The sequence below is a fragment of the Terriglobales bacterium genome, from assembly GCA_035454605.1.
Lineage (GTDB): Bacteria > Acidobacteriota > Terriglobia > Terriglobales > Acidobacteriaceae > DATMAB01.
On sequence record DATIGQ010000196.1, the window covers coordinates 1 to 15,025 of the forward strand.

Consider the following 15,025-nt stretch of genomic DNA (forward strand, 5'->3'; position numbering starts at 1 on the left):
CTCACTGATTCAAGCTGTTTCTTCGGCACTTTCACATCGCTCGCCAGTCCCACCGCCGCCATCGCCCGGATGAAGTACCACCCGATGTCAACCTGCCACCACTTCCACCCGAAGCGCGCCGAGTTGGTCTGCGAATGATGATTGCGATGCCAGTTCTCGCCCCAGGCCGCGAGTTGCAGCGGTCCCAGCCACCACAGGTTCTTGCTGGAGTCGCCCTTGTGCTCGCCCAGGTGGGTCAGGCTGTTCACTGCGCACTGCCCGTGCAGCGAGTACACCATGCGCAGCGCGCCCATCCAGAAGAACCCCTCCCAGCCAAAAAACAGTCCGCATAGCAGCGATCCCACCACGATGGGCGTCTCCATCCGCGTCCAGAAATGGTAGATGGGTTTGTTCAGGTCCGGAGCCCACTTCTCCAGGCTCTCCGGAGGATTCTGGTACAGCCACCTGAGGTGCGCCCACCAGAACCCGCCATGCTTTGGGCTGGAGATGTCGTCCGGCGTGTCGGACCGCGCATGGTGCCGCCGATGGAACGCCACCCAACTGGTCGGATTTCCCGACCCGTTGAAGACGGTGCAAAAGATCAGGAAGTTTTCCAGCACCGGGTTCAGCTTGACCGTGCGATGCGCCAGCATGCGGTGAAAGCACACCGTTGTGCCCAGCCCGCCCAGCATCGCCGCCACCAGCGTGATGGTCAGCACCGGCAGGCTGGGAATGGGATAGAGCACGAGTCCCACGATTCCCAGCACGTGGATCAGCACCAGGTAGGCGAGGACCAGTTCGCGTCCTTTCGCCGGCTTCCAGAAGGGTTCTTCCCAGGGACGGAGCACAACCGCAGCGGCTTCACTCATGTAGGGTTTAGGGGGTCCTTTGTGGGCGCTTAGGCATCGAAAGCCCCCGCAGGGGCCTGATGCACATTACTTGGGTCTACCGCTCCCGTCCAGCTAAACCTGCTTCCTTCCGTGTAATAGTTTGGTAATTGCCGCGCCCTCCACCCCGCCGCCGGTCCCACCCTCGTTCCGCCCGCGTCGTATGTTAGATTGGCGAATGTGGGGCGCGTAGCTCAGCCTGGTAGAGCAACGGCCTTTTAAGCCGTGGGTCGAAGGTTCGAATCCTTCCGCGCTCACCATGCCCTCCCTCGACCATCCCTACTCACAAACCATCGCTCCACTCACAAAACAACCCTACCGCAGCCAGGGCAGGGGATAGCTGCCGGGCGTGTAGAAGTAGTTGACCAGGTGGAAGAAGAACGGGGCGGAGAAGCAGATGGAATCGATGCGGTCGAGGATGCCGCCGTGGCCCTCGATGAAGCTGCCGTAGTCCTTCACCCCGCGGTCGCGCTTGATGGCGGACATCACCAGGCCGCCGAAGAAGCCCATCAGGGTGATGGAGAGCGCCATGCCGGCCGCGGCCCGCGGCGAGAACGGCGTCATCCAGTAGAGCGCCGCGCCCACCCCGGTGGCGGTGGCCACGCCGCCAACGAAGCCCTCCCAGGTCTTGCCGGGGCTGACGTGAGGCGCGATCTTGTGCCGGCCCAAGAGCTTTCCCCAAACGTACTGCATCACGTCGCTCAACTGCGCCACGACCACCAGGTAGAGCAGCAGCTTGGCGTTCTGGTTCTCGTAGCCGGGGATCTCCAGCATCAGCAGGCCGGGGGCGTGGCTCACGCAGAAGACGCAGATCATCAGCCCCCACTGGATCTTGGCAGCGCGCTCCAGGAAGCGCTCGGTGTCGCCGGCCATGGCGATGCGCGTGGGGATGTAGAGGAACGCGTAAATGGGAATGAGGATGGTGAACAGGCCGTACCACTGGATGCCCACCAGCACGTACTGCAGCGGCGTGAAGACGAAGAACGACCAAAACAGGGTGCGATGATCGGCCGGGCGCGTAGGCACGAGCGTCAGGTATTCGCGCAGCGCCAGAAACGACAGCAGCGCAAACAGCACCAGCGACCCGATTCGCCCCGTCACCAGGGTAAGGGCGAACACCACGCTCATCACCCACCAGGCGCGGGTGCGGGCGTTGAGATTTTGGACGGTCGCGCGCCCAGCTTCCGACTTCACCGTGCGCGAAAGAATCCAGCCCACCACGCTGGCCACCACCAGCGCCGCCAGCACGCCGCCGAAGACGAGTTCGAGGTCGTGATCGATGCGCAGGCTCATTCGGGCCTCAGCTTCACCAGCGCCTGGCGCGCGCGCTCAAGGAATTCCCGCTTGTCCTCGCCCTCCTGCAGATACAGGGGCGGTCCGAAGGTCACCGAACTCAGCAGCGGCACGGGCAGCACCTCGCCCTTGGGCAGGATGCGGTTCAGGTTCTCCATGTACACCGGCACCAGCTCGAGAGTGGGCTTGCGCCGGCACAGATGATACAGGCCGCTGCGGAACGCTCCCACCTGCTCGCCCGAGCCGCGCGTGCCTTCAGGAAAGAGGATGAGGGAAGACTCTTCACCCAGGGCTTCAACCAGCCGGTCCATCAGGCTGCGGGCGGCCGTCATGCCTTCGCCCGGCGTGGCGCGTGCGAACTCGCGCTCGATGAGCACGGCGCGGAAGACATCCTGTGCCAGCAGGCGGCGCAGGCGTCCTTTTTCCCAGTAATCGCGCGCCGCCACCGGCCGCGTGCGCGCCCGCACCTCCGGCGGCAGCGAGGCCCAGAGCACGACGAAATCGAGGTGGCTGGTGTGGTTGGCGAAGTAGACGCGCTGGCGCAGCGACGGCTCGCAGTCCAGCCAGCGCGCGTTGGCGCCGCTGATCAGCCGTGCCAGGCCTGCGAGCACGCTGGCCAGCGGATGGACTCTCACCGCGCTTCCATGTCGCGCGCGATGCGCGCCACGCGCCGCACCAGGGTGACGATCTCCCCGGCGATGATCACCGCCAGTGCCACAGCGACCACGCGGGGCGGCCATCCCAGCGCCGTCTCCGCGATGGCCGCCAGACAGCAGAGCGTGAGGATGGCCATGCGCTGCTGCTTGGCTGCCGGGCCGATGAAGTACTGCGTCACCCCCACCGAGCCGCCCAGCACCCGCACGTAGGCGGTCATCACCGCGAGCAGCGCCGCAGTCCAGCCCAATTCCGCACCGTACGCCGGCCAGGTGAGCGAGTATCCGGCGGCGACGAAAATCAGCGCATCGGCAATGCGGTCCGGAATGTCGTTGTACAGCTCTCCGGTCCTGGTCTTCATGCCGCCTTCCACCGCCACCATGCCGTCCAGCAGGTTGCACAAGAGGCGCAATTGGATTCCGGCGGCGGCGGCGAAGAACAACCCCATGCGCAGCGACGGTTCAGCATCGCGTCCGCAGTACAGGGCGGCCGCCGCCGCAGCAGCGAACAGGATGCTGGCGAGCGAGATGTGATTGGGCCTCGCCCCGGCGCGCGTGAGCCACGCCGCTAGCGTTTTGGCCCACGCTGCTTGGCGCGATTTCAGCGGACGCCGCGCGGCCGGAGTGCCGGGAGCTTCCATAAGCTATGGCCGCGCATTATAGGGCCGGAACCGCCTGGATGAGGTCGTGCCCTTTCCCTGGGGTTCCTTCCGAGAGAACGAACGAGCGGATCAGCCCGCTTGTCGGGTAACGCGCCACTCGATGACGAATGCGATGCCCACGCCGATGAGTACCAGGGGCCAGAGAACGCCTTCCGGCATACTCCAGACGCCCGCGCTTCTCAGTGCCGCAGCCACGGCCGCCGCCAGAAAGATCGGTCCGGTCACGGCGCAGTGAACCGTGCGATTCTTTGCGAAGTTGGCAAAGCACGCCAGGGCGATGGCGCCAAACAGAATGCTGCTCTCGTAGCCATCCAGCGCGGGCCAGATCACGCCCAGAAGCAGACCCACTCCGTAGAAGATTGCAAGCGCTGCGAACCAGAAACAAATCGCTCCCGGCGTGGTGCAGCAATAGTGCGGATTCGGCATCGTTTACCTCCCAGGAGCACTCGGGCTTCGCCGGTCAATCTCATTATGCATCCGTGGGCGGCGAACTCGACACGCTCCGGAACAGTCGCCTGCATGAGAGCGACTTTGCTCAGATCCATAGGGTCACCAAGACAAATAGTGTGGGTGTCCTCGTGGTAGCATCCTGCCCCTGCGCCACTCGCGCAAGAAGAAGAACGCATGAGAAATGCATTAGCTCCAGCAGCCGATTTTCCCGGCCTTTCCGGCATCACCTATCTCAACTCGGCTTCCATCTCCGTCACGCCCAGCCACGTGATGGACGAGATGCAAGCCTTTGAACGCCAAATCGCGAGTTCCGGCACCGTCAGCTTCGACGATGCCACCGAAGCCCGCGTCTATGACGGCGCGCGCGCCTCGGTGGCCCGGTTGCTCCACGCCAACCCCGAGGACATCGCCATCATGACCAGCGCCACCGAGTGCCTGGGGCAGATCGCCTGGTGGCTGAAGCCGGGAAAAGGGAAGAACGTGGTCTCCGCCGATATCGACTTTCCCAGCGTGACCTATCCCTGGCTGCGGGTCGCGAAAGACACCGGCTGCGAAGTCCGCCTGGCCAGGGCGCAGGAGAATCCCGAATCATTTGGCATCGACGCCTTCGCGCGCCTGGTGGACAAGAACACCGCCGCTATCTGCGTCAGCGAGGTGCAGTACGCCACCGGACATCGCCTGGACGCGGTGCAGCTCGCCGATCTGGCGCACGCGCACGGCGCGCTTTTGGTGCTGGACACGACGCAGTCGGCGGGCGTAGTGCCGTTCGATGTGCGCAAGGGCAAGTTCGATTTCGTCCTGTCGAGCGCCTACAAGTGGCTGTGCGGCCCCGGCGGCGCTGCCTTCTGCTACATCCATCCCGATATCTGGCGCGCCTTCGATCCGCCCTTCGTGGGCTGGCATTCCACCAAAGTGACCTTCGCCTTCGACGCCACCGCCATCGACCTGGCCGACGCCGCCCGCCGCATGGAGTACGCCACCGTGGCCTATGGCGCCGGCCTGGGCATGGCTGCCGCCATTGACTACCTGTGCGACCTCGGCATCGAGCGCGTCCAGCAGCACGACCTCGCTCTCGCCGCAATGTTGATGGATGGACTGGAAGGGATGGGCGCGCGCCTGGTCACGCCGCGCGAAGACTCGCAGCGCGCCGGAATCGTGGCCGCCCGTTTTCCGCGACGGCCCGCAGGCGAGATCGTCACTGCGCTGCGCGAGCGCGGCATCGTCTGCGCCTCGCGCCTGGGCGCCGTACGCTTTGCCCCACACGTGTTCAACGGCGAGGAGGACGTCGCGCGGTGTCTGGAGGAGCTGCGACGTCTTCTGCAAGCGTAGCGGCCAGCCGGATACTCTGCTTCTGGTCTTGGTCAGCGTGACGGTTCGGCGTTGAAGGTACGAAGTGCCGCTCCTACTTCCGTGTCGTCGGGATGTTCACGCAGGGCGCTTTCCAGCAAGGGCCGAGCCTCATTTCTTCTTCCCATCCACAGGAGGGTGAAGGCCTTGCCCACGCGGGCGTCGTAATGGTCGGGATCCTGCCGCAGGATCCTGTCGTAGCCAACGAGAGCCTCGGCGTACTTCTTCTGCCAGGAGTTCAGCCGTGCGATGGTGATCTCCGTCTCGACGTCGGCGGGATTGGCTTTCAGAACAGCCTCGTACTGCGCGGTAGCTTCGTCGAGCCTCTTCTTGCCAACCAGCCAGCTTGCGTACCGGATACGCGCCTCGGTCGCTCCCGGGTGTGCTTGGAGAAAGCCCTGCAATGCCTGATACGCTTGCTCCTCCCGGCCCAGCTTGCTCAGCGCCGTCACCAAGCCGAGTGCCTGGTCCGCCGTGGCTGCATCCTCAATTCCCTTCAGGTAGCGGTCGTAAGTCGCGGCGTCCGTCGAGGCGACGGTCGCCTGCCATGAGGGCCGATACAGCGGGAGCAACTCGAAGACCAACACCTCCGCCAAAACCAGGACCAACAGGACGGCGCCCAGCGCTTGCATGCGCCGCCGCTTGCGCTTGCGCTCCTGTTCTGCCTGCGCCAAGGCGGTGGCCGCTGAGACCAGGCCGGAGTCCATCCGCTCCTTCAGTTTGCGCAGATCGGCCTTCATTTCGCTGATCGACTGGTAGCGTTCCGCGCGACGCTTTTCCAGCGCCCGATTGATGATTCGCTCCAGGCCGGCAGGGAAGTCTGGGTTGACCGACATGGGATGTGGCGGGCGGTGGTGCAGGATGGCGTCGAAAACCAGGGCCGAAGTCTGCCCTCGGAACGGCAAGGCTCCGGTGCTCATCTCGTACAACACTGCGCCAAAGGAAAAGATATCGGAGCGGACGTCCAGCGCTTCTCCCCGGGCCTGTTCCGGCGACATGTAGGAGATGGTGCCCATGGCGGATCCGGCATGCGTCAGGGGATTGCCACTGGGTTCGGTTTCGGTCAGCGGGCGCGGCAGCAACTTGGCCAACCCGAAATCCAGTACCTTCACCACGCCGGCCGTAGTGACGAAGATGTTCGAGGGCTTGATGTCCCTGTGTAGGATGCCCTGCGAGTGGGCTGCTTCGAGCGCATCGGCGATGGCCAAGGTGAAGTTCATGCACTGGTCGCGCGGTAGTGGGCGGCTGCCGATGTGTTCCCGCATCGTCGTGCCTTCCAGCAATTCCATGACGATGAAGTGATAGGGTCCTTGCTCGGCTACGTCATGGATGGTGCAGATGTTGGGATGGTTCAGCGCCGAAGCCGCCTGCGCTTCGCGGTAGAAGCGCTGCAGCGCCGCCGGGTCACGGGAAAGCTGGGGCGCCAGGAATTTGAGTGCAACCGAGCGGTTCAGCTTGGCGTCCTGTGCCTTCAGGATGACCCCCATGCCGCCAAAGCCGAGCCGCTCAAGCACCAGATAGTGCGCCACCATCTCTCCCGCTTGTGGCAGCAGGGGCGGGCTGATCTCGAATCCGCTGCCCATGAACGCAGTGGTTGCGGTGCCCTCGTCCGAAGATGACGGCGGAGAAGACTGATCCGGGCTGGGAGTCAGCGTGTCCTTGTCGAATGGCTTGTTGCGGGGGTCCGCCGGCATCGAAATCGCCACGCCTCCTTGGCGGAGCGCAGAGGGGGGCACAGCGCACTCTCCGGCTGCCCTTGGATGACAACCGGGCGCTCCGGTGCGCGAAAACAGTGGGGAAACGCTAGTCGCGTTCGCTCATCGTGTCAAGGGTAAACACCGCCTGCCGCGCTCCACGGCCGGGTCCGAAGGCCTTCGGTCCTCACCAGATCTTGCACACCTTGTCCGCCGGCTTGACCATGGGGTCGCCAGCCTTGCAGGCGAAGGCCTGGCCGAACTCCGGCATGTTCACCACCACCCCGTTGATGCGGTACTCTCCCGGCGAGTGCGGATTGGTGACCGCGTTGACGCGCTTGTTCTCGTCGCGCTCGTTGTTGCAGTCCCACTGCGCGTAGCCGACAAAAAAACGCTGTTCGGGCGTAAGACCGTCGCGCGATTCGAGCTGTGCGTTCCTGGTCTTTTCCTTCCACGCATCCCACGCCAGGATGACCCCGGCCAGATCGGCGATGTCCTCGCCTGCGGTGAGGTTGCCGTTGATCTTGATGTCGTCCACGATGACGTACTGTGAGTACTGGTCGATGACGCAGGCGGCGCGTTCGCGGAACTTCTTGTCGTCTTCCGCCGTCCACCAGTCTTTCAGGTTGCCCTGGGCGTCGAACTGCCGGCCTTCATCGTCAAAGCCGTGGATGAGCTCGTGTCCGATGGTGGCGCCGGTGTTCCCGTAGTTGGGCGCGTCATCGAGCTTGGCATCGTAGAGCGGCGGCTGCAGGACGCCGGCGGAGAAGTTGATGTCGTTCATCTGCGGGTTGTAGTAGGCGTTGACGGTGGGCGGCGTCATGAACCACTCCCCGCGGTCCAGCGGCTTGCCGATGCGGTCGAGCTGCCGCTTGTTCTCGAACAGCGTGGCCCGCTCGACGTTGCCGAAGTAGTCGCCGCGCTCCACCCGCACCGAGCTGTAGTCGCGCCACTTGTCCGGGTAGCCGATCTTGTTGACCATGGTGCGCAGCTTGGTCAGCGCCTGCTGCTTGGTTTCCGGGCTCATCCAGTCCAGGTCCTTCAGGCGCACCTCCATGTCCGCCTGGATGCGCTTCACCATCTCCAGCGCGTCCGCCTTGAGTTGCGGACTGAAGGCGCGCGCCACGTAGGCCTGCCCCAGCGCTTCGCCCAGGTCGTTGTCCACCCGGCGGACGCAGGTCTTCCAGCGCGGCGGCGGCTCCTGCACTCCGCGCAGATACCGCCGGTAGAAGTTGAAGTTCTCCTCGCGGAACGGCTTGGAGAGCAATTGCGCCTGGCTGCGCACAGCGTGCCAGCGCAGGTAGGTCTTCCAGTCGTCCAGGCTGTGCGACTTGATCTGGTTCTCCAGTTCGGCGACGAACGCCGGGTGCTGCACATTGAGCTCTTTCAGTCCCGGCAGCCCGCTGCCGGCGAAGTACCCCTGCCAGCCGAAACTGGGCGCGCTCTGCTCCAGTTCTCCTACTTTGAGCTTGTGGTAGTTCTTGTAGGGATCGCGGCGCTCCACCCGCGTCAGCGAAGCTTTGGCCAGCGCGCTCTCAATGGCCGTCACGGTTTCCGCCCCGGCCTTGGCCTTTTCCGGCGCATCCCCGAGCAGTTCGAACATCTTCTGCACGTGTTCCAGGTACTTGGCCCGGATCTCCGGGAACTTGCCGTCGTCCTTCACGTAGTAGTCCCGGTCGGGCAGGCCCAGGCCGCCCTGATACACCGCGGCGATGTACTGCGTGGAGTCCTTGGCGTCCTGCTCGGAAAAGAAGTTGAACATGCCCGCGCCGCCGTTCATGTGCTCGCGTGCCAGCACGCCGGCGATCTGTTCTTTCGACGACATCTTTGCGATGGCATCCAGCGAAGGTTGAAGCGGCGCCGCGCCACGCTTGTCGATGGCGCTCTCATCCATGCAGGCGGAAAAGAAATCGCCGATCTGCGCCTCCACCTTGGCGCGCTTGGGATCGGGCTTGGCGGCATCCTCGAGGATCCCCCACAGGAAGCGGAAGTTGTCGTCATTCAGCTTGCCGTAAACGCTCCACGCCGCCTGGTCGCCCGGAATGGGATTCTTCTTCTCCCAGCCGGCGCAGGAGAATTTGTAGAAGTCCACGCACGGGTTCACGCTGCGGTCCATGGCGCTGACGTCGAGGCTGGGGATGTAGGGGAGCGCCTTCAGCGGAGTCTCCGGGGGAGTGTCCGCTTTCTTTTCCGGCGCTGTGCTTTGAGCAAGAAGTTGAGACGAGCAGAAGAGCAGGGCGACAAGAAGTCTTACGATTCGCATGGCAATCGTCCGTTCGAGGAAGAGTTTGAGGCCGCCAAACACCATCGGCAGGAAGGCATTGTTTCACGAACCGCGCGTGAAACCCAACCGCGGCCAGAGCGAATCACATCACTTCGCGCCTTCCGTCTCCTCGGTGGCTTCCTCTTCCGCCTTCCTCGGTCTCAGCAGCGGGAACAGGATGACGTCGCGGATGGATTTCGAATCGGTCAGCAGCATGGTCAGCCGGTCGATGCCGACCCCGTATCCTGCCGCGGGCGGCAGCCCGTAGCCCAGCGCGCGGACGTAATCTTCGTCCATGACGTGGGCTTCTTCGTCGCCTTTCGTGCGTTGCGCCAGTTGCATCTCGAAGCGGCGACGCTGATCCTCGGGGTCGTTCAGCTCGCTGAAGGCGTTGCCGCACTCCAGCCGCCCGATGAACACCTCGAAGCGCTCCACCCAGTCGGGCTCGTCGCGCTTGATCTTGGAAAGCGGCGAGACTTCGACGGGGAAGTCATAGATGATGGTGGGCTGCACCAGGTGTACCTCGCACACCGCGGCGAACAGGTCGGCGATGACCTTGCCCGCCGGCGCATCCGGATCGTAGGGCATGTGCGCATGCGCGGCGTTGAAGCGCTGCACCAGCCGGCCCACCGATTCCGCCGCCGCGAAGTCGCTCATCTCCGGCTTCGCGCCCGCCGTTTCCGGCCAGTACCGGATGATGGCCTCGCGCATGCTCAGCCGCTGCCATTTGCCGAAGTCGATCTCCTCGCCCTGGTAGGTCACACGCGTGGAGCCGGTGGCTTCCTGCGCCACGAACGGGAACATCTCCTCGGTCAGGTCCATCAGGTCTTTGTAATCGGCATAGGCCTGGTAGAACTCGAGCATGGTGAACTCGGGGTTGTGTTGCGTGGAGATGCCCTCGTTGCGGAAGTTGCGGTTGATCTCGTAGACGCGCTCCAGTCCGCCCACCACCAGCCGCTTCAGGTAGAGTTCGGGCGCGATGCGCAGGTACAGGTCGAGATCGAGCGCGTTGTGATGCGTGATGAATGGGCGCGCCACTGCGCCGCCCGCGATGGGCTGCATCATCGGCGTTTCCACTTCCACGAACCCGCGCGCATCGAAGAACTTGCGCAGCGCCTGCACGATCTTGCTGCGCTTCAGGAAGACCTCGCGCACTTCCGGATTCATCACCAGGTCGAGATACCGCCGCCGGTACCGCAGCTCCACGTCCTGCAAGCCGTGCCATTTTTCCGGTAGCGGCAACAGGTCTTTCACCAGCAGCGCCACCTCGTCCACGTGCACGGTCAGCTCCCCGGTCCGGGTCCGGAACAGGTAGCCGCGGACGCCCACCACGTCGCCGATATCCAGCAACTGGAAGAGCGCGAAGCCCTTCTCGCCCACCGCGTCTTTCTTCACGTAGATCTGCAATCGCCGGCCGTCCTGCTGCAGGTGCGCGAAGGCCGCTTTGCCCATCAGGCGCAAGGCCATGATGCGGCCGGCAATCTTCACCTCGACCCTCGGCTTCTCCAGTTCCTCCGCGGCTTTCGCGGAATAGGTATCGAGGATCTGCGGCAGCGTGTGTGTGGTCTCGAAGCGGTAGGGATAGCAGACGAAGCCCAGCGCCTCGATCTGCTTCAGCTTCTCGCGCCGCAATTCGTAGATTTTTTCGTCCAGGGACACGGGCCGGTCCGCACGTCAAAACGCAAAGGACGGATTATAAAGGATGGGCCCGCGGCTCTTGGCCTTTAGCTCTTGGCTCTTGGCTGCGTGCGGATGGCTGAACGCTGGGTGCTTATCAGGCAATAGGGAGGCGCAAGAGAACCAAGAACTAGGAGCCAAAAGCCAAAGCCAAAAGCCACTTCCCACCTGGCGCATGGCAGATGTAGGATGTTTTCGCCATGCCGCAAAACTACGTTCCCATCTTTCTCTTCATGGTCGTGGCCCTGGCCATCCCCGTGGTCACGCTGCTCATCGCCAAGCTCGTCCGCCCGGATAATCCCAAAGAGAAGGGCAAGCTCCTGCCTTACGAGTGCGGCATCGACCCTATCGGCGACGCCCGCGGCCGCTACTCCGTGCGCTTCTACATCGTTGCCATCCTGTTCGTGGTGTTCGACGTCGAAACCATCTTCCTCTTCCCCTGGGCCGTCCAGTACAAGCTGCTTGGTCTGTTCGGCTTCGTTGAGATGATGATCTTCCTCGGCATCCTGGTGGTCGGCTACATCTGGATTTGGAAGAAGGGCGCCCTGGAGTGGGTGTAGCCATCGCGTGATCTAACTTGATGGAACTTCCGCATGCCCGCGGATTCAGGAGCTACATCGGGCACGGGCACCGCTCAGCCGTGTCGGGGGGCGATTGAAAGTAGCCCAGGGCCAGGTGCGCGGCAACTTTGTTGCCGCGCAGCCGCAGTCCCGGGAAAGCCTTCCGAAACGAACCGACCGAAGATTACTTTTCTGCAGCGATCTTGACCATGATGTGGGCGTAGGGAGTCCCCTTCCACATCACGTACACCGGGTCCTTCGGATCGGTGGAAAGCCCCTCCAGAGCCGCCTTGTCCGGCACCACGATCATGAGGTGCGGTCCTTCCTTGACGTGGTCGTGTGCGCTCTTGGGGTCGGCGGCAAACGGATCGGAGTTGCTCACCCCGACGGCGTCGCCCTCGCCGGCCAGCATGTAAGAGACGCTGAGCTCCTTGATCTGGATGGGCTCGCGTTTCGTCAAAGCAGCCAGCACCGCGTCCCACTGCGCCTGGTTGCACATGGGCCCAATGGCCTTGGTGCCCGGATAGCACGTCCAGTCGCTCGTGCCCTTTCTCAGCACCTTGCCGTCTGCTGTCTTGATGGTGGCGTGCTCGCTGATGACCTCGGGCGCGGCCTTCTCCGCCTCGGCAATCAGCTCCTTGTCGCTCTTCTCGCCGGCTTGCGCGACCGTCGCCCCCAAGAGGCAAACAAACGCGAGTCCAGCGAGAAAGGTGAAGAACTTCATCATTACCTCCTCGTGTGAGTCTTGCTGGAAGTCGACTTGCGTTGATAAGTCGTGCCACTAGAGCACGGTGCAAGCGGTCACGTCAAGCAGCCGCGGTGGGCCTTCCGCTCAGCAAACTCACTTCGCAAATCGCTGACCCCGGTTCGCGGATACAATTGACACTGTCGGGCCCGGCTGTTACAAAACTCTGTTCCTGTCGTTAGCCAGCCGGTTCACCTCTGCCACGAATGGCCGACGAAACCAAGCCCACTCCGCCCTCCCCCGAAGGCGCCGAAAAGCCGGCGGCGCAGCCCACTGCTGCTGCCGGAGAGAAACCGGCCGCACCTGCGGCCCCCGCAGGGGAAAAGCCTGCTGCCCACGCCCCGCCGCCCAAACCCGCCGGGCCCACCGCCGAGCCCTGGGAATCGGAGATGGTGGCGCGCCTGAAGCAGCGTTTCGGCTCCGGCATTTCCGAAGCCGCAGCGTACCTCAAGCAGAACTATCTGGTCGTGGACCGTTCCATCGCTCACGATGTCTTGCGACTCTTGCGGGATGACGAGCAGTTCGACTACTGCGTGGACGTGACCGCCGTCCACTATCCCGAGCGCGACAAGCAGTTCGACGTCGTCTGGATCCTCTATTCCTTCGCGCGCAACGAACGCATGCGGGTGAAGACGCGCATCGCCGACGCCGAGACCGCGCCCTCGGCTACCGCCCTCTGGCCTACCTGCGACTGGCTGGAGCGCGAGTGTTACGACATGTTCGGCATCAAGTTCGAGGGCCACCCGGACATGCGGCGCATCCTGCTGCCGGACGACTGGAAGGGCCACCCGCTGCGCAAGGATTACGGCATCATTCAACAGGATCAGGAGTGGGTGCAGATCAACCTGGGGATCAAGAGCGGACAATGAGCGACGTCACCACCAAGTTCCCCTCCTGGGACCTGCGTGACCCCGACCAGACCCATCTGGACGCCAACGAGATCATCCTCAACATGGGTCCGCAGCACCCTTCGACCCACGGCGTGCTGCGCGTCATCCTGAAGCTCGACGGCGAAAGGGTTCTGGGGACGGAGTGCGTCATCGGCTACCTGCACCGGGGCGTAGAGAAGATCGCCGAGAACCGCACCTACGCCATGTTCAATCCCTACGTGGACCGCATGGACTACGTGGCCGCGGTCTCCAACGGCCTGGGCTACTGTGAAGCGGTCGAGAAGTTGATGAACGTGGAGGCGCCGCCCCGCGCCCGCTACATCCGCACCATCCTCACCGAGCTGAATCGCATGGCCAGCCACATGCTCTGGCTGGGCACCCACGCCCTCGATATCGGAGCCATCACGCCGCTGTTCTACACCTTCCGCGACCGCGAAGAGATCCTGAAGATCTTCGAGAGATATTGCGGGGCGCGCCTCACCACCCACGCCTTCCGCATCGGCGGCTGCCTGTATGAGACCTACGACGGCTTCGAGGACGAGGTGCGCAAGTTCTGCGACTTCGTCACTCCCAAGATCGACGAATACGAAACCCTGTTGACCACCAACCGCATCTGGCTGGAGCGCACCAAGGGCGTCGGCGTGATCTCCGCCGACGACTGCAAGGCTTTCGGTGTGACTGGCCCCGTGCTGCGCGCTTCCGGCGTCAAGTGGGACCTGCGCAAGGCGCAGCCCTACGCCGCCTATTCTGAGATGGACTTCGAGATTCCCACCGGCGGGAACGGCGATACTTACGACCGATACCTGGTGCGCATCGCGGAGATGCACCAGTCGGTGCGCATCTGCCGCCAGGCGGTGGAGAAGATTCCCGAAGGCCCCATCATGGCCAAGATCCCCAAGGTGCTGAAGCCGCCCGTGGGCGAGATCTACCATTCGATCGAAGCGCCCAAGGGCGAACTGGGCTACTTCATTGTGAGCGACGGTTCCACGCAGCCTTACCGCGTGCGCGTGCGCCCGCCTTCGTTCGTCAACCTGCAGGCGCTGGGCAAGATGGTCGAAGGCCTGATGATCGCCGACGTTGTCGCCGTAATCGGCACCATTGATATCGTGTTGGGAGAAGTGGATCGGTGATTGATGGCTGAACTTCGCGAATACGTTCTCGGATACCTCGGCCAGAACGTCACTCCCGGCGAAGCCGGCAACGTCCTCTGGGCGCTCATCTACATCATCCTCATCTTTACCGGCGTTTCCATCGCGGTCATCGCCATGAACTGGCTGGAGCGCAAGATCCTGGCCCACATGCAGGTGCGCCTGGGACCGATGCGCGTGGGCCCGCACGGCCTGCTGCAGCCCATCGCCGACGCCCTGAAGCTCCTGATTAAGGAAGACATCATGCCCCAGGGCGCCGACCGCGTCGTCTTCTGGCTGGCGCCGGTCACCGTGGTCATCACCGCCTTCACCGTGTACATCGTCATCCCCTTCGGGCCCACGCACGCCGTCACCGACATGAACATCGCCCTGCTGTTCATGCTGGGCGTGTCGTCCTTGGGCACCCTGGGCGTCATCATGGCCGGCTGGGCCTCCAACTCGCACTACCCGCTGCTCGGCTCCTTGCGGTCCAGCGCGCAGATGGTCTCCTATGAGGTCGCTATGGGCCTGGCCGTGGTTTCCGCCGTGATCATGAGCAGCATGGCCACCGGCACCGGAACCCTCAGCATGATCGGCATCGTGCGCGCCCAGGAAGCTCAAGGTGTCTGGTTCCTGTTCAAGTTCTTCCCGCTCGGCCTGATCGCCTTCTTCGTCTTCTGCGTGGCCATGGTGGCGGAAACCAACCGCGCCCCCTTCGACCTGCCGGAAGCCGAATCCGAACTCGTGGCGGGCTTCCACACCGAGTACAGCGGATTCCGCTGGTCGCTGTTCTTCCTG

The 15,025-nt window shown here is 63.6% G+C and carries 14 protein-coding genes and 1 tRNA gene; 6 read left to right on the top strand and 9 right to left on the bottom strand.

The window, feature by feature from the left end:
- Positions 1-848: fatty acid desaturase (locus VLE48_13750; GenBank protein ID HSA94074.1), on the bottom strand; the 848-nt coding region annotated here is incomplete at its 3' end.
- Between the two features lie 201 nt (positions 849-1,049).
- On the opposite strand from VLE48_13750, the gene VLE48_13755 reads away from it, so the two are divergent.
- Positions 1,050-1,126, top strand: a tRNA-Lys gene (locus VLE48_13755).
- A gap of 55 nt (positions 1,127-1,181) precedes the next feature.
- On the opposite strand, the gene VLE48_13760 is transcribed toward VLE48_13755, so the two are convergent.
- The 4 genes from VLE48_13760 to VLE48_13775 all read right to left on the bottom strand — a co-directional run bounded on the left by VLE48_13760 (position 1,182) and on the right by VLE48_13775 (position 3,900).
- The gene (locus VLE48_13760) at positions 1,182-2,159 is read right to left on the bottom strand and encodes a phosphatidate cytidylyltransferase (protein HSA94075.1); all 978 of its coding nucleotides are present in this window, start codon (positions 2,157-2,159) and stop codon (positions 1,182-1,184) included.
- Entirely contained in the window at positions 2,156-2,794 is a 639-nt protein-coding gene (locus VLE48_13765) for a lysophospholipid acyltransferase family protein (GenBank protein ID HSA94076.1), read from the bottom strand. Before VLE48_13765 ends, VLE48_13760 begins: the two co-directional genes overlap by 4 nt.
- The gene (locus VLE48_13770; GenBank protein ID HSA94077.1) at positions 2,791-3,453 is read right to left on the bottom strand and encodes a CDP-alcohol phosphatidyltransferase family protein; all 663 of its coding nucleotides are present in this window, start codon (positions 3,451-3,453) and stop codon (positions 2,791-2,793) included. The genes VLE48_13765 and VLE48_13770 overlap by 4 nt, the downstream gene beginning before the upstream one ends.
- 90 nt (positions 3,454-3,543) lie before the next feature.
- Positions 3,544-3,900: a hypothetical protein gene (locus tag VLE48_13775; protein ID HSA94078.1), complete on the bottom strand. Its 357-nt coding sequence runs from the start codon at positions 3,898-3,900 to the stop codon at positions 3,544-3,546.
- Positions 3,901-4,098: 198 nt separating this feature from the next.
- Here VLE48_13775 and VLE48_13780 point away from each other — a divergent pair, with 198 nt between their 5' ends.
- On the top strand, positions 4,099-5,253 hold the full coding sequence (locus VLE48_13780; protein ID HSA94079.1) for an aminotransferase class V-fold PLP-dependent enzyme: 1,155 nt from the start codon (positions 4,099-4,101) through the stop codon (positions 5,251-5,253).
- Between the two features lie 32 nt (positions 5,254-5,285).
- Here VLE48_13780 and VLE48_13785 read toward each other — a convergent pair whose 3' ends face one another.
- From VLE48_13785 to lysS, 3 genes are all read right to left on the bottom strand, one after another.
- Positions 5,286-6,965: a serine/threonine-protein kinase gene (locus tag VLE48_13785; GenBank protein ID HSA94080.1), complete on the bottom strand. Its 1,680-nt coding sequence runs from the start codon at positions 6,963-6,965 to the stop codon at positions 5,286-5,288.
- A 187-nt stretch (positions 6,966-7,152) separates the two neighbouring features.
- Positions 7,153-9,228 carry a M13 family metallopeptidase gene (locus VLE48_13790; protein ID HSA94081.1) on the bottom strand — a complete coding sequence of 692 codons (2,076 nt, stop codon included), beginning with the start codon at positions 9,226-9,228 and terminating at the stop codon, positions 7,153-7,155.
- A gap of 108 nt (positions 9,229-9,336) precedes the next feature.
- Positions 9,337-10,887: a lysine--tRNA ligase gene (gene lysS / locus VLE48_13795; GenBank protein HSA94082.1), complete on the bottom strand. Its 1,551-nt coding sequence runs from the start codon at positions 10,885-10,887 to the stop codon at positions 9,337-9,339.
- A gap of 218 nt (positions 10,888-11,105) precedes the next feature.
- On the opposite strand from lysS, the gene ndhC reads away from it, so the two are divergent.
- On the top strand, positions 11,106-11,465 hold the full coding sequence (ndhC, locus tag VLE48_13800) for an NADH-quinone oxidoreductase subunit A (GenBank protein ID HSA94083.1): 360 nt from the start codon (positions 11,106-11,108) through the stop codon (positions 11,463-11,465).
- Between the two features lie 184 nt (positions 11,466-11,649).
- On the opposite strand, the gene VLE48_13805 is transcribed toward ndhC, so the two are convergent.
- Positions 11,650-12,192 (bottom strand): hypothetical protein, encoded by a 543-nt coding sequence (locus VLE48_13805; protein HSA94084.1) that lies wholly within the window; start codon positions 12,190-12,192, stop codon positions 11,650-11,652.
- A gap of 224 nt (positions 12,193-12,416) precedes the next feature.
- On the opposite strand from VLE48_13805, the gene VLE48_13810 reads away from it, so the two are divergent.
- The 3 genes from VLE48_13810 to VLE48_13820 form a co-directional block, all read left to right on the top strand.
- Positions 12,417-13,079 (top strand): NADH-quinone oxidoreductase subunit C, encoded by a 663-nt coding sequence (locus VLE48_13810; GenBank protein HSA94085.1) that lies wholly within the window; start codon positions 12,417-12,419, stop codon positions 13,077-13,079.
- On the top strand, positions 13,076-14,230 hold the full coding sequence (locus tag VLE48_13815; GenBank protein ID HSA94086.1) for an NADH-quinone oxidoreductase subunit D: 1,155 nt from the start codon (positions 13,076-13,078) through the stop codon (positions 14,228-14,230). The genes VLE48_13810 and VLE48_13815 overlap by 4 nt, the downstream gene beginning before the upstream one ends.
- Before the next feature lie 3 nt (positions 14,231-14,233).
- A partial coding sequence (locus VLE48_13820) for a complex I subunit 1 family protein (protein ID HSA94087.1) occupies positions 14,234-15,025 on the top strand: 792 nt, incomplete at its 3' end.

Excerpts from the sequence above, each read along its gene's own strand:
- VLE48_13760 (HSA94075.1), bottom strand. The coding sequence starts at position 2,159 with ATGAGCCTGCGCATCGATCACGACCTCGAACTCGTCTTCGGCGGCGTG.
- VLE48_13780 (HSA94079.1), top strand. The coding sequence starts at position 4,099 with ATGAGAAATGCATTAGCTCCAGCAGCCGATTTTCCCGGCCTTTCCGGC.
- VLE48_13785 (HSA94080.1), bottom strand. The coding sequence starts at position 6,965 with ATGCCGGCGGACCCCCGCAACAAGCCATTCGACAAGGACACGCTGACT.
- VLE48_13790 (HSA94081.1), bottom strand. The coding sequence starts at position 9,228 with ATGCGAATCGTAAGACTTCTTGTCGCCCTGCTCTTCTGCTCGTCTCAA.
- VLE48_13775 (HSA94078.1), bottom strand. The coding sequence starts at position 3,900 with ATGCCGAATCCGCACTATTGCTGCACCACGCCGGGAGCGATTTGTTTC.
- VLE48_13810 (HSA94085.1), top strand. The coding sequence starts at position 12,417 with ATGGCCGACGAAACCAAGCCCACTCCGCCCTCCCCCGAAGGCGCCGAA.
- VLE48_13770 (HSA94077.1), bottom strand. The coding sequence starts at position 3,453 with ATGGAAGCTCCCGGCACTCCGGCCGCGCGGCGTCCGCTGAAATCGCGC.
- ndhC (HSA94083.1), top strand. The coding sequence starts at position 11,106 with ATGCCGCAAAACTACGTTCCCATCTTTCTCTTCATGGTCGTGGCCCTG.
- VLE48_13805 (HSA94084.1), bottom strand. The coding sequence starts at position 12,192 with ATGATGAAGTTCTTCACCTTTCTCGCTGGACTCGCGTTTGTTTGCCTC.
- VLE48_13815 (HSA94086.1), top strand. The coding sequence starts at position 13,076 with ATGAGCGACGTCACCACCAAGTTCCCCTCCTGGGACCTGCGTGACCCC.